The 13156-nt window shown below is 71.8% G+C and carries 12 protein-coding genes; 7 read left to right on the forward strand and 5 right to left on the reverse strand.

Annotation, left to right across the window (positions count from 1 at the left end; genetic code table 11):
* Positions 1 to 35 precede the first annotated feature (35 nt).
* The 6 genes from IF28_RS0127340 (at position 36) to IF28_RS0127365 (ending at position 7080) form a co-directional block, all read left to right on the forward strand.
* Positions 36 to 800, forward strand: coding sequence for an IclR family transcriptional regulator (locus IF28_RS0127340; RefSeq protein ID WP_030225401.1), 765 nt, complete (start codon positions 36 to 38; stop codon positions 798 to 800).
* A gap of 325 nt (positions 801 to 1125) precedes the next feature.
* The gene (locus IF28_RS0127345) at positions 1126 to 1920 is read left to right on the forward strand and encodes an MIP/aquaporin family protein (protein ID WP_030225403.1); all 795 of its coding nucleotides are present in this window, start codon (positions 1126 to 1128) and stop codon (positions 1918 to 1920) included.
* A 64-nt stretch (positions 1921 to 1984) separates the two neighbouring features.
* Positions 1985 to 3523 carry a glycerol kinase GlpK gene (gene glpK / locus IF28_RS0127350; protein ID WP_030225404.1) on the forward strand — a complete coding sequence of 513 codons (1539 nt, stop codon included), beginning with the start codon at positions 1985 to 1987 and terminating at the stop codon, positions 3521 to 3523.
* Between the two features lie 8 nt (positions 3524 to 3531).
* A complete protein-coding gene (locus IF28_RS0127355; protein ID WP_030225407.1) occupies positions 3532 to 5148 on the forward strand; it encodes a glycerol-3-phosphate dehydrogenase/oxidase in 1617 nt (538 codons plus the stop codon).
* A 134-nt stretch (positions 5149 to 5282) separates the two neighbouring features.
* Entirely contained in the window at positions 5283 to 5954 is a 672-nt protein-coding gene (locus IF28_RS0127360; RefSeq protein WP_030225410.1) for a FadR/GntR family transcriptional regulator, read from the forward strand.
* A 127-nt stretch (positions 5955 to 6081) separates the two neighbouring features.
* The gene (locus IF28_RS0127365; RefSeq protein WP_030225412.1) at positions 6082 to 7080 is read left to right on the forward strand and encodes a PAC2 family protein; all 999 of its coding nucleotides are present in this window, start codon (positions 6082 to 6084) and stop codon (positions 7078 to 7080) included.
* Positions 7081 to 7302: 222 nt separating this feature from the next.
* Here IF28_RS0127365 and mshC read toward each other — a convergent pair whose 3' ends face one another.
* The 4 genes from mshC to IF28_RS0127385 all read right to left on the reverse strand — a co-directional run bounded on the left by mshC (position 7303) and on the right by IF28_RS0127385 (position 11201).
* The gene (mshC, locus tag IF28_RS0127370) at positions 7303 to 8532 is read right to left on the reverse strand and encodes a cysteine--1-D-myo-inosityl 2-amino-2-deoxy-alpha-D-glucopyranoside ligase (RefSeq protein ID WP_030225414.1); all 1230 of its coding nucleotides are present in this window, start codon (positions 8530 to 8532) and stop codon (positions 7303 to 7305) included.
* Positions 8533 to 9036: 504 nt separating this feature from the next.
* The gene (locus IF28_RS0127375) at positions 9037 to 9870 is read right to left on the reverse strand and encodes an SCO1664 family protein (protein ID WP_051713900.1); all 834 of its coding nucleotides are present in this window, start codon (positions 9868 to 9870) and stop codon (positions 9037 to 9039) included.
* On the reverse strand, positions 9834 to 10424 hold the full coding sequence (locus tag IF28_RS0127380; RefSeq protein ID WP_030225419.1) for a DUF3090 domain-containing protein: 591 nt from the start codon (positions 10422 to 10424) through the stop codon (positions 9834 to 9836). The genes IF28_RS0127375 and IF28_RS0127380 overlap by 37 nt, the downstream gene beginning before the upstream one ends.
* Before the next feature lie 90 nt (positions 10425 to 10514).
* On the reverse strand, positions 10515 to 11201 hold the full coding sequence (locus IF28_RS0127385) for a histidine phosphatase family protein (RefSeq protein ID WP_030225421.1): 687 nt from the start codon (positions 11199 to 11201) through the stop codon (positions 10515 to 10517).
* Between the two features lie 62 nt (positions 11202 to 11263).
* On the opposite strand from IF28_RS0127385, the gene IF28_RS0127390 reads away from it, so the two are divergent.
* Positions 11264 to 12259 (forward strand): magnesium and cobalt transport protein CorA, encoded by a 996-nt coding sequence (locus IF28_RS0127390; RefSeq protein WP_030225423.1) that lies wholly within the window; start codon positions 11264 to 11266, stop codon positions 12257 to 12259.
* A gap of 34 nt (positions 12260 to 12293) precedes the next feature.
* Here IF28_RS0127390 and IF28_RS0127395 read toward each other — a convergent pair whose 3' ends face one another.
* On the reverse strand, positions 12294 to 13082 hold the full coding sequence (locus IF28_RS0127395; RefSeq protein ID WP_030225425.1) for a ferritin-like domain-containing protein: 789 nt from the start codon (positions 13080 to 13082) through the stop codon (positions 12294 to 12296).
* Positions 13083 to 13156 lie beyond the last annotated feature (74 nt).

The following is a 13156-nucleotide window of genomic DNA, read 5'->3' on the forward strand; positions in this document are numbered from 1 at the left end:
GGTCGACGGCCGAAGGGGACGGAGGCAGTACGGCGATGGCACGGAACATCCAGTCGCTCGAACGGGCGGCGGCGATGCTGCGGCTGCTCGCGGGTGGCGAGCGGCGGCTCGGCCTGTCGGACATCGCCTCGTCGCTGGGCCTCGCCAAGGGCACCGCGCACGGCATCCTGCGCACCCTCGCGCAGGAGGGGTTCGTCGAGCAGGACGACGCCTCCGGGCGCTATCAGCTGGGCGCCGAGCTGCTGCGCCTGGGCACCACCTACCTCGATGTGCACGAGCTGCGGGCGCGCGCCCTGGTGTGGACCGACGACCTGGCCCGTTCCAGCGGCGAGAGCGTCTACCTGGGCGTGCTGCACCAGCAGGGCGTGCTGATCGTGCACCACGTCTTCCGGCCGGACGACAGCCGGCAGGTCCTGGAGATAGGGGCCATGCAGCCGCTGCACTCGACGGCGCTGGGCAAGGTGCTGTCGGCCTACGACCCGGTGGCCCACAGCGAGGCCCTGGAGGCCGACCGCAAAGCGTTCACCGAACGTACGGTGTGCGATCCGGACGCCTTCGAGCACATCCTCGACCTCACGCGCGCGCGGGGGTACGCGGCCGACGTGGAGGAGACCTGGGAGGGCGTCGCCGCCGTCGCCGCCCCCATTCACGACCGGCGCCGTATGCCGGTGGGCGCGGTGGGCATCACGGGGGCGGTGGAGCGGCTGCGCCGGGACGGCGAGCTGCGCTCCGAGCTCATCGCGGCGGTACGGGACTGCGCCCGCGCGGTGTCGCGGGACCTGGGCGCCGGACGCTTCTGAGCGCATCACGGACGGGACCGGGACGCCGTACGGCGTTCCGGTCGAAGGCATGTCCCGACGCGGGCGTTCCGGGGCCGGACCCTGGGCAGAGATCGATAACCCGGGGCGATCAATAACGATCGCGTTTTCGATAACCAAACCCTTGACGGGTGCCGGGCGCCGGGAAAGACTCCCGTCCATCGGTCGGCATTGTCGAACACCTACCGGCAATACGCGCTAGAGTAGGACAATGCCAAGGGCCGGCATCGCTCTCACCCCTGAGGGCGCCAATCCCCGGTGGGACCCGGGGGTCGGCTTCCCTGGACGAAGGACAAAGGAGTCGCGGGTGTCCAGCTCCGACATCTTCATCGGCGAGACCATCGGTACCGCCATACTCATCCTGCTCGGTGGCGGCGTGTGCGCCGCCGTGACGCTGAAGGCCTCCAAGGCCCGTAACGCCGGCTGGCTCGCCATCGCCTTCGGGTGGGGCTTCGCCGTCATGACGGCGGTCTACATAGCCGGTCCGCTCTCCGGCGCCCACCTCAACCCGGCCGTGACCGTGGCCCTCGCCGTCAAGGACGGCGAGTGGAGCAACGTTCCGGTCTACTTCGCCGGAGAGTTCCTCGGCGCGATGATCGGCGCGACCCTGGTCTGGCTCGCCTACTACGGCCAGTTCCTGGCCCACCTCACCGACCGGGAGATCGTCGGCGGGCCGGGCGCGCAGTCCACGGCCGCCAAGGCGGTCGAGGCGCAGGAGAAGGGCGCGGGCCCGGTGCTCGGCATCTTCTCCACGGGTCCCGAGATCCGGCACACGGTGCAGAACCTCGCCACGGAGATCATCGGCACCTTCGTACTGCTGCTCGCCATCCTCACCCAGGGTCTGAACGACGCGGGCAACGGACTCGGCGTACTGGGCGGCCTGATCACGGCGCTCGTCGTGGTCTCCATCGGCCTGTCGCTGGGCGGCCCGACCGGTTACGCCATCAACCCGGCCCGCGACCTCGGCCCGCGCATCGTGCACGCCCTGCTGCCGCTGCCGAACAAGGGCGGTTCCGACTGGTCCTACGCGTGGGTACCCGTGGTGGGTCCGGTGATCGGCGGTGCCCTCGCGGCTGGCCTCTACAACGTCGCCTTCGCGTAGCTGCGGAATCCTCGACAGCGCCGTACGTACTGCCCCGTAACCAAGGAACTCCCAGGAGCACACAGTGACCGACGCCCACACCGCCGGCCCGTTCATCGCCGCCATCGACCAGGGCACCACCTCCTCCCGGTGCATCGTCTTCGACCGCGACGGGCGCATCGTCTCCGTCGACCAGAAGGAGCACGAGCAGATCTTCCCGAAGCCGGGCTGGGTCGAGCACGACGCCAACGAGATCTGGACCAACGTCCAGGAGGTCGTCGCCGGGGCCATCGACAAGGCCGGCATCACCCGCGACGACATCAAGGCCATCGGCATCACCAACCAGCGCGAGACCACCGTGCTGTGGGACAAGAACACCGGTGAGCCGGTCCACAACGCCATCGTCTGGCAGGACACCCGCACCGACGCCCTCTGCCGCGAGCTGGGGCGCAACGTGGGCCAGGACCGCTTCCGCCGCGAGACCGGCCTCCCCCTCGCCTCCTACTTCGCCGGTCCGAAGGCCCGCTGGCTGCTCGACAACGTCGACGGTCTCAAGGAGCGCGCCGAGGCGGGCGACATCCTCTTCGGCACCATGGACACCTGGGTCATCTGGAACCTGACCGGCGGTGCGAACGGCGGCCACCACGTCACCGACGTCACCAACGCGTCCCGCACGATGCTGATGAACCTGCACACCATGCAGTGGGACGAGAAGATCGCCGAGTCCATCGGCGTCCCCCTGGCGATGCTGCCGGAGATCCGCTCCTCCGCCGAGGTCTACGGCGAGATCACCGGCGGCCGGCTGGGCGAGCTGCTCGGCGGCATCCCCGTCGCCTCCGCGCTGGGCGACCAGCAGGCGGCCCTGTTCGGCCAGACCTGTTTCGCGGAGGGCGAGACCAAGTCGACGTACGGCACCGGCACCTTCATGGTGATGAACACCGGCGACAAGATCATCAACTCCTACAGCGGGCTGCTGACCACCGTCGGCTACAAGATCGGCGACCAGGACACGGTCTACGCCCTGGAGGGCTCGATCGCCGTCACCGGTTCGCTGGTGCAGTGGATGCGCGACCAGATGGGCCTGATCTCCACCGCCGCCGAGATCGAGACCCTCGCCCTGTCCGTCGAGGACAACGGCGGCGCCTACTTCGTGCCGGCCTTCTCCGGCCTGTTCGCCCCGTACTGGCGCTCCGACGCCCGCGGTGTGATCGCCGGCCTCACCCGGTACGTCACCAAGGCGCACCTCGCGCGCGCCGTGCTGGAGGCCACCGCCTGGCAGACGCGGGAGATCGCCGACGCCATGACGAAGGACTCCGGCGTGGAGCTGACCGCCCTCAAGGTCGACGGCGGCATGACCTCCAACAACCTGCTGATGCAGACGCTCGCCGATTTCGTGGACGCCCCCGTGGTGCGCCCGATGGTCGCCGAGACCACCTGCCTCGGCGCCGCCTACGCCGCCGGCCTCGCCGTCGGCTTCTGGAACAGCACCGACGACCTGCGCGCCAACTGGCGGCGGGCCGCCGAGTGGACCCCCCGCATGGACGCGGAAATCCGCGACCGTGAGTACAAGAGCTGGCTCAAGGCCGTCGAGCGGACCATGGGCTGGCTCGAGGACGAGGAGTAGGAACCACCATGACCACCCAGTCCACCCTGCAGTCCGTGCCTGCCCTGGGGACGCGCCCGGCGTCCGGCTCGAACCCGAGCCGCGCCGAGACCCGGGAGCAGCTCTCCAAGGCGTCGTACGACCTTCTCGTGATCGGCGGCGGCATCCTGGGCATCTCCACCGCCTGGCACGCCGCGCAGTCCGGCCTCAGGGTGGCCCTGGTGGACGCCGGCGACTTCGCCGGCGCCACCTCCTCCGCCTCGTCCAAGCTGCTCCACGGCGGTCTGCGCTATCTGCAGACCGGCGCGGTGAAGCTGGTGGCGGAGAACCACTTCGAGCGCCGTGCGGTCTCCCGCGAGGTGGCCCCCCACCTGGCGAACCCGCTCACGTTCTACCTCCCCGTGTACAAGGGCGGGCCGCACGGCGCGGCGAAGCTCGGCGCCGGTGTCTTCGCGTACTCGGCGCTGTCCGCCTTCGGCGACGGCGTCGGGCATCTGCTCTCGCCGGCCAAGGCCGCGCGGGACGTGCCGGAGCTGCGCACCGACAACCTCAAGGCCGTGGCCGTGTACGGCGACGACCAGATGAACGACGCGCGCATGGCGCTGATGACGGTCCGCGCGGCGGCCGAGTCCGGCGCGGTCGTCCTCAACCACGCCGAGGTGACGGGCCTGCGCTTCACCCGGGGCCGGGTCACCGGCGCCGAGCTGCGCGACCGGCTCTCGGGCGACGAGTTCGGGGTGAACGCCCGGCTGGTGCTCAACGCGACCGGCCCGTGGGTCGACCACCTGCGCCGCATGGAGGACCCGGAGGCCGCGCCGTCCATCCGGCTGTCGAAGGGCGCCCACCTGGTCCTGAAGCGGACCTCGCCGTGGAAGGCCGCGCTGGCCACGCCGATCGACAAGTACCGGATCACCTTCGCCCTCCCCTGGGAGGACATGCTGCTGCTCGGCACCACCGACGAGGAGTTCGAGGGCGACCCGGCGGACGTCGCGGTCACCGAGAAGGACACCGCGCAGATACTCGACGAGGCCGCGTTCTCCATCCGCGACCAGCAGCTCGACCGTGATCTGATCACGTACTCCTTCGCGGGTCTGCGGGTGCTGCCCGGCGGTCCCGGGGACACGGCCAAGGCGAAGCGGGAGACCGTCGTCACCGAGGGCCGGGGCGGGATGCTGTCCGTCGCGGGCGGCAAGTGGACCACCTTCCGCCACATCGGCCGTACGGTGATGCAGAAGCTCCAGGCGCTGCCCGGCCACCCGCTCGGCGACGACTTCGAGCCGGTCGCCGCGCTGCCGAAGAAGCTGCCGCTGCCGGGGGTGGCCAACCCCCGCGCGGTCGCCCACCGGCTGCTGGTGGACGGTCCGGCGCCCGGCCCGCGGATGGCGGCGGACACCGCCAGGCACCTGGCCACCCACTACGGTTCGCTGGCCTTCGACATCGCCCGTCTCGCCAACGAGGACCCGGCGCTCGCCCGGCGTGTGCACCCGGACGCCCCGGAGATCCGGGCGCAGGTCGTCTGGGCCCGGGACCACGAGTGGGCCGAGACCGCGGACGACGTGCTGCGCCGCCGTACGACGCTGACGATCCGGGGCCTGGCCACGGACGAGGTCCGCGCGGATGTGCAGGAGCTGCTCGACAAGAAGTAGCCGCAGTTCGTCCGGCTCCCCCGCGCGGGAGCCGGGTGTACGCCGCCGGGGGCGGCTCCGCGCCGACGGGGCCGCCCCCGGCCCGTACATAATGGCCGGATACATCGGAGGTCTGGCCCGCAGGGAGGCGCGGTATGGCAGTGACCGACGAGGCGATCGAGAAGATCAAGTCGATGATCGTCTCGGGTGCGCTGCGTCCCGGCGCCCGGCTGCCCAAGGAGAGTGAGCTCGCGGCCGAGCTGGGGCTGTCCCGCAACTCGCTGCGCGAGGCGGTGCGTGCCCTGTCGCTGATCCGCATCCTGGACGTACGGCAGGGCGACGGCACGTACGTCACCAGTCTGGACCCGCAACTCCTGCTGGAGGCGCTGAGTTTCGTCGTCGACTTCCACCGGGACGACACGGTCCTGGAGTTCCTCGCCGTACGCCGCATCCTGGAGCCGGCCGCGACGGCCCTGGCGGCCGGGCGGCTCCGCGAGGAGCAACTGGACGAGCTGACGGAGCAGTTGGACAAGCTGGGTGACGAGCCGTCGCTGGAGGACCTGGTGGCCGCCGATCTGGAGTTCCACCGGGCCATCGTGCGCGGCTCGGGCAACTCGGTGCTCTGCTCCCTGCTCGACGGTCTGTCCGGGCCCACCACCCGGGCGCGGATCTGGCGCGGGCTCACCCAGGAGGACGCCGTCGGGCGCACCCTGCGCGAGCACCGGGCCATCCTCGCCGCCCTGCGGGACCGGGACGCGGAGGCGGCGAGGTCCTGGGCGACGGTGCACATCGCGAGCGTGGAGCAGTGGCTGCGGTCGACGCTGTGACGGGTGTTTCCGTGTGCCCGGCGGGGCAGTGATGGGGGCACTCCCCTTGTGAAGGGGGTCGCGGGCGCCCCCTGGGCACGCCGTAAGGTTGGGGCGTACGCGAGGGCACGTCGGAAGGAGGCGCTGGGTGATCGAGCTCGAGGGGGTACCCGAGCTGATCGACCCGGTCATGGTGGCCGCGTTCGAGGGCTGGAACGATGCCGGTGACGCCGCCTCCACCGCGGTCGCGCATCTGGAGCGGGAGTGGAAGGGCGAGGTGTTCGCGGCGCTGGACGCCGAGGACTACTACGACTTCCAGGTGAACCGTCCCACGGTGTTCATGGACGGCGGGGTGCGCAAGGTCACCTGGCCGACGACGCGGCTCTCGGTGGTCCGGGTCGGCGGGGACAAGCCGCGTGACCTGGTGCTGGTCCGCGGGATCGAACCGTCCATGCGCTGGCGTTCGTTCTGCAACGAGATCCTCGGTTTCGCGCACGAACTCGGCGTGGAGCTGGTGGTCGTGCTGGGCGCGCTGCTCGGTGACACCCCGCACACCCGGCCGGTCCCGATCAGCGGGACCACGTCCGACCCGGACCTGGCCCGCCGGATGGATCTGGAGGAGACCAAGTACGAGGGTCCCACGGGCATCGTCGGCATCCTCCAGGAGGCGTGCGCGCACGCGGGCGTGCCGGCCGTGTCGCTGTGGGCGGCGGTGCCGCACTACGTCTCGCAGCCGCCCAACCCGAAGGCCACGCTGGCCCTCCTGAACCGGCTGGAGGACCTGATCGACGTACGGATCCCGCTGGGCGAGCTGCCCGAGGACGCGCGTGCCTGGCAGGTGGGCGTGGACCAGCTGGCCGCGGAGGACAGCGAGGTCGCCGAGTACGTCCAGTCGCTGGAGGAGGCGCGGGACACCGCGGAGCTGCCGGAGGCGTCGGGCGAGGCGATCGCCCGCGAGTTCGAGCGCTATCTGCGGCGCCGTGACGGTGCGTCGGGTCCGCCCGGCGGGCATGCGACGGCGGATGGCTCGGACGGTACGTCGTACCGGCGCGAGGGTCCGTCCGGACGCCCCCGCCCGCCTCGTCCCCCGAAGCCGGATCCGGAAGCGGACTCCGACACGGGCGGCGAGGAGTCGTCGGAGGACTGAACGAGAAGGGGCGCCCCGTTTCTGACGGGGCGCCCCTTTTTGCCGTCGTGGCCGGCTGCGGTGCCGCGCGGGGCGGCGATACCGGGGCGCCGCCCGGCGGTCTCGCCGCGGGGCCGCCCGCCGTCGCGGGCTGCTACGGCGACACGGACCGCTCCGCTTCCGAAGGGGGCGGTCCGTCGTGTGTCCACCGTGCGGGACGCGGCGCCGGGTGTGCGGCCGCCGTTACAGGGCCACGCCGAGCAGGGCGTCCACCGCGCGGGAGACGACTCCGGGGGCGCCGGGGTCCGTGCCGCCGGATTCCTCCTGGAGGACGGCCCAGCGGTCCACGGCGGCCAGGGCGGCCGGGGCGTTCAGGTCGTTGGCCAGGGCCTCGCGGATCTCCTCGACCAGCGGCTCGGCGGGCGGGCCGTCGGGGCGGGAGACCGCCGCGCGCCAGTGGCCGAGACGGGTCACCGCGTCCTGGAGGACCTGGTCGGTCCACTCCCAGTCGGCACGGTAGTGGTGGGCGAGCAGCGCCAGCCGGATCGCCGCCGGGTCCACGCCGTCGCGGCGCAGTCGGGAGACGAAGACCAGGTTCCCCTTGGACTTGGACATCTTCTCGCCGTGCAGGGCGACCATGCCGGCATGGACGTACGCCGTGGCCATCGGGAACTCGCCGGTGAGCGCCTGGGCGTGCGAGGCGCCCATCTCGTGGTGCGGGAAGACCAGGTCGGAGCCGCCGCCCTGGACGTCGAAGCCCATGCCGAGGTGGTCGAGGGCGATGGCCACGCACTCGATGTGCCAGCCGGGGCGGCCCCGGCCGAGCGAGCCGCCGTCCCAGCTCGGCTCGCCCTCGCGGGCGGCCATCCACAGCATCGGGTCGACGGGGTTCTTCTTGCCCGGACGCTCCGGGTCGCCGCCGCGCTCGGCGGACAGCAGCCGCATCGCGGCGGCGTCGAGGTTGGAGACCTTGCCGAAGTGCGGGTCCGCTTCCACGGAGAAGTAGATGTCGCCGTCGAGCTCGTAGGTCGCGCCGAGGTCGCGCAGCCGTTCGACGAGCGGGACGATGCCGGGTATCGCCTCCACGGCGCCTATGTACTCCCGCGGGGGCAGCATCCGCAGCGCCGTCATGTCCTCACGGAACAGCGAGGTCTCGCGCTCGGCGAGCTCGGCCCAGTCGACGCCGTCCCGCTCGGCCCGCTCCAGCAGCGGGTCGTCGACGTCGGTGACGTTCTGGACGTAGTGAACCTGCCGCTTGGTGTCGAGCCACACACGCTGCACCAGATCGAACGCGTTGTAGGTCGCCGCGTGTCCGATGTGGGTGGCGTCGTAGGGGGTGATGCCGCAGACGTAGATACGGGCGACGGGACCGGGAGCGGAGGTGATCAGGCCGCCGGTCGCGGTGTCGTGGATCCTCAGGTCGCGGCCCTGACCAGGCAGGGCGGGGACCTCGGAAGCGGGCCAGGCATGCATGTCATGAGCCTAACCGGACCGCGGTTCGGAAAACGAACGGGAGCGGGCCGGATGACCGGGAAGGCCCTCTTGCGCGACGCCCTCCGGCATGCCGTCGCTCACGTCCGGGCCGGGCTGCCGTCCCCGTCCCATCGGGCTGCCGGTGCTACCCCGGGCCGGATGCCGGCCCTGTCCCGGGCCTGACGCCGGCCCAACGCTCCCGGCGACACGACGCCGGTCCGGCCCCGGACAAGCTATCGACTCCGCCCCCGGGGCGGGTATGCCGTCGCTGCGCGCGCGGCGCCCGTCACGTGGCCGTCCGGCCCCGGACCTGTGCCGGTCCGGTCCGGTCCGGGGCAGGCTGCCGGCGCCGGTCTCGGCTCGGGCAGGCTGTTGTTCCCGTCCCGGGCGGGGTGCGGTGCGTCGCCGGTCGGATGCCGGTCGGGCAGGGGCCGGCTGCCCGTCCCGGACCGGTTGCCGGTGTTCTCGGGTGGGCCGCCGGGTTCCGGCAGGGGGTGGGTCTGTTCAGACCGGGGGCCAGGGGATGGCCGGCCAGTCGCCGCCCGGCTGCGGGTGGACGGCGGTGGTGAGGAGGGTTTCGACGCGGGTGCGGGTGGCCGCGATCTCCGTGGGGGTGATGTGGGGGGTCAGGGCGGTGGTGAGGGGGCCGGCGGGGGTGAGGGCCGCGCTGAGGGCCTCCAGGACGTTCAGGGCCTCGGCCGTCAGGGGCTCGCCCGCCCAGCCCCACAGCAGGGTGCGGAGTTTGTCCTCGGCGTTGAAGGTGACGCCGTGGTCGATGCCGTACAGCGGGCCCTCCGCGGTGGGCAGCAGATGGCCGCCCTTGCGGTCGGCGTTGTTGATCACCGCGTCGAGGACGGCGAGCCGGCGCAGCCGCTCGTCGTCGGCGTGCACGAGCAGCGCGGTACGGCCCTCGCCGACCTCGGCGAAACCGATCGCCTTCCAGCCGGGCTCCGGCTCCTCGCCGTCCACCAGGGCGAGGAGTTCCGCGCCCGGCGCCGTCTCGATCCACAGCTGGCACATGCCCTCGCCGTACGGGCCGTCGCGGAGCACGGTGGGCGGGACGAGGCCCCAGCCGGTCGCCCGGGAGACCTCGTACGCCGCGACCTCGCGCCCGGCGAGCGTGCCGTCGGGGAAGTCCCACAGGGGCCGCTCCCCCGCGACCGGCTTGTAGACGCACGCGGCCTCGCGGCCGTCGTACGTCACGGTGCAGTACAGCGCCGCGTTCGACGCCTCACGGATGCGTCCGCGCACGGTCAGCTCGCCCTCGGCGAGCAGCACGGCCGCGGCCGGGTCGGCGGCCTTCACGCTCCGCGGCGGTATCCGTTCTGGCGCGGACATACGTGTCCTTCCGGGTCGAGCGGGAGACTGCACAGCGGGCACGGCGGCCGCCCGGCGTTGACGACGTCGAGGGCGCGCTTGGCGAAGGCCCGGGCCTGCGTGCCGGTGAGCCGGACGCGGAGCATCGGGGGCCCGTTCTCCTCGTCCTGGAGCAGCCGCTCCTCGGCCTCCGCGAGGTCCTCGTCCGTGTCGGCGTCCAGCTCGACGAGGGCCTGCGCCTCGACGATCATGCGCTGCTCCTCACCGTCCCAGGCGAGCGCCATCGTGCCGACGCGGAACTCCTCCTCCACGGGGGTGTCCAGCGGGGCGGAGTCGGTGATCTCGGCCGGCGCCATCGCCGGCACCGAGGCGCTGCCGCCGCTGCGGCGCACGACCTCGTCGAGCAGTTCGTCCATGCGCTCGGCAAGGGCGGCGACCTGGGTCTTCTCCAGGGCCACGCTGGTCACCCGGGAGCCGGCGGAGGCCTGGAGGAAGAACGTACGGCGCCCTGGCAGGCCGACCGTGCCGGCCACGAAACGTTCCGGTTGGTCGTAGAGGAACACCTGACGGGACACGTCCTGTCTCCATTGAGAGTCGTGGGGGTACGGGCGGCCGTGTGAACGGGCCGCACTGCGGCGACCGCTTCACCCTACTGCGCCCGACGATCACGGTGCGCCCGCGTCGCCTCCGACCGTGGCGTCGCCGGCCGGCGGCTCCTCGCGCGGCGCCAGGGACGCGAGGTCGCCGGTGTCGCCGAGGCGGACGAGAAAGGGCCGCAACCGGGTGTAACGGATCGCGGTGATGGAACACGGTTCAACGGCGATCCGCTGGAAGAGGTCGAGATGAAGTCCGAGTGCGTCCGCGACGAGAGACTTGATGATGTCGCCGTGCGAGCACATGAGGTACACGGCGTCGGCGCCGTGATCGCGCTCCACGCGCGCGTTCCACTCGCGTACCGCCTCGGCGGCGCGTGTCTGCATCGCGCGCATGGACTCCCCGCCGGGGAAGGCCGCCGCCGACGGGTGCGCCTGTACGACCTCCATCAGGGGCTCGTCCTTGAGCTCGGCGAGTTTGCGGCCCGACCAGTCGCCGTAGTGGCACTCGCCGACGCGGTCGTCGGTGTGCGGGGTGAGGCCGGGGCGTTCGTCCAGCAGCGGCTGAATCGTTTCCTGGCAGCGCTGGAGCGGGCTGGTGACGATCTCGGCCAGCGGCAGCGCGGCGAGCCGTCCGGGCAGGGCGGCGGCCTGGGCGGCGCCGCGGTCGTCGAGGGCGACACCGGGTGTCCACCCGGCGAGCAGTCCCTCGGTGTTGGCGGTGGAACGTCCGTGCCGGACCAGGAGCAATGTGGGCATGCGGCCCAGGGTAGGCGCACGCGTGTGTGTCGTGTCCGCCGAAGAGAAGGGGAGTGCGGTTCGTGATCGTCGACTGTGCCATCTACCGGGAGGGGCACCGGTCGGAGGGGCCCCGGGACTTCTCCGACGCGCTGGACGAGGCGCGGGCGGCGGGGGGATTCGTCTGGATCGGGCTGCACGAGCCGACGGCCGGCGAGTTCGACCTGGTCGCGCAGGAGTTCGGACTGCATCCGCTGGCCGTCGAGGACGCCCTCAAGGCCCATCAGCGGCCCAAGCTGGAGGTGTACGACGACTCGCTGTTCGTGGTCCTCAAGCCGGTCGAGTACGAGCCGCGGAGCGACACCGTCTCCTCCGGCGAGGTCATGATCTTCCTCGGTGACTCCTTCGCGGTGACGGTGCGGCACGGCGAGGGCGCGCCGCTCGCCGCCGTACGGCAGCGGCTCGAACGGGAGCCCGAACTGCTCGGTGAGGGGCCGACGTCGGTGCTGTACGCGGTCGCCGACGCCGTCGTCGACCACTATCTGGACGTGGCGACCGAGCTGGGAACCGACCTGGAGGAACTGGAGGCCGAGGTCTTCACCCCCGACGGGGGCGGCTCCCGGCACACCGCCTCCCGCATCTACAACTTCAAGCGGCAGATCCTGGAGTTCCGGCGGGCGACCGGGCCGCTGGCGCCGCCGATGGCACGGCTGGCGGGTGTGGGCTCGTACGGGGCCGGGGTGCCGTTCGTGGAGGACAGGGCGCGGCCCTTCTTCCGTGATGTGCACGACCATCTGACGCGGGTGAACGAGTCCGTGGAGGGGCTGGACCGGCTGGTCTCCGACATCCTCTCGGCGCATCTCGCGCAGATGAGCGTGCGGCAGAACGACGACATGCGGAAGATCTCCGCGTGGGCGGCCATGGCGGCGATCCCGACGATGCTCGCGGGGATCTACGGGATGAACTTCGAGCACATGCCGGAGCTGCACTGGGAGTGGTCGTATCCGGTGGTGATCGTGGCGATGGTCGCGCTGGAGGTGCTGCTGTTCCGGCTGTTCAAGCGGCGGGGGTGGATGTAGCGGACGGGCGTGGGGCCGGGGGCGGCCCGCCCTCTCAGGCCGCTTCGGGTTCCGGGCTCGCCGGGCCCCCCAGCGCGTCACGGCGTTCCGGCGTCCTGAGCGACACCATGCGGCGCCAGCCGCCCGCGCGTTCGTACGCGTACACCGCGTGGATGCCGGCCGCGAGGACGGCCGCCTTGGGTCCGGACCAGCCGAGGATGCGGCCCATGTGGGCCATCACCGCCAGGCTGACGTCCCGGTACACACGGATCTCCGCGAGCGCGCACTCGCGCAGGGTGCGCTGGATCGCGCGGCCGTGTCCGGCGTACGCGAAGCGCAGCAGTTCCTCGTGGCAGTAGGCGAGGTGGTTGTCCTCGTCGTCGGAGATCATCCTGACCGCGCGGCCGAGGTCCGGGTGGTCGGCGAAGTGCTTGCGGAGCATGGTCATCTGCTCGGAGGCGCGCTGTTCGGTGACCCTGCTGTGGGCGAGGTAGGTGACGATGTCCTGGACCGTGAGCGGCTCGTCGCGCTTGAGCTTGTCGTGGGCGAGGCCGATGCCGTTGCTCTCCAGGAGCATCGTGTAGTCGGTGTCCCGGGGAACCGGGACGGGCTCGAGGCCGCGCTTCTTCATCAGGGCGTTGAAGATGCGGCCGTGCTTGTCCTCGTCGGCGCCGTGCCTGGTGATCTTGGGGGCGAGGTCGCGCTGGGTCTCGGGCACCAGCGCGGCGATGCGGGCGTTCTCCCAGCCGCCCTGGGACTCTCCGCTCGCGGCGATGGAGCAGAAGAGTGCGAAGGAGTCGTCGTTGTCGACGATCTCCTGGAACAGCGTCTTGGCCGAAAGCATGGTGGGCCGCCTCTCCACGCGGACTCTGCAAAGAACGAGTCAAGTGCGTGGGGCGCGGGGCGGCAACAGGTGCG

This window comes from Streptomyces sp. NRRL WC-3626, assembly GCF_000718785.1.
In the GTDB taxonomy this organism is placed as follows: domain Bacteria; phylum Actinomycetota; class Actinomycetes; order Streptomycetales; family Streptomycetaceae; genus Streptomyces; species Streptomyces edwardsiae.

What these genes read in the sequence shown, in the direction of transcription:
- IF28_RS0127340 (WP_030225401.1), top strand. Translation starts at nt 36, where the DNA reads ATGGCACGGAACATCCAGTCGCTCGAACGGGCGGCGGCGATGCTGCGG.
- IF28_RS0127355 (WP_030225407.1), top strand. Translation starts at nt 3,532, where the DNA reads ATGACCACCCAGTCCACCCTGCAGTCCGTGCCTGCCCTGGGGACGCGC.
- IF28_RS0127360 (WP_030225410.1), top strand. Translation starts at nt 5,283, where the DNA reads ATGGCAGTGACCGACGAGGCGATCGAGAAGATCAAGTCGATGATCGTC.
- mshC (WP_030225414.1), bottom strand. Translation starts at nt 8,532, where the DNA reads ATGCATGCCTGGCCCGCTTCCGAGGTCCCCGCCCTGCCTGGTCAGGGC.
- IF28_RS0127375 (WP_051713900.1), bottom strand. Translation starts at nt 9,870, where the DNA reads ATGTCCGCGCCAGAACGGATACCGCCGCGGAGCGTGAAGGCCGCCGAC.
- IF28_RS0127385 (WP_030225421.1), bottom strand. Translation starts at nt 11,201, where the DNA reads ATGCCCACATTGCTCCTGGTCCGGCACGGACGTTCCACCGCCAACACC.
- IF28_RS0127395 (WP_030225425.1), bottom strand. Translation starts at nt 13,082, where the DNA reads ATGCTTTCGGCCAAGACGCTGTTCCAGGAGATCGTCGACAACGACGAC.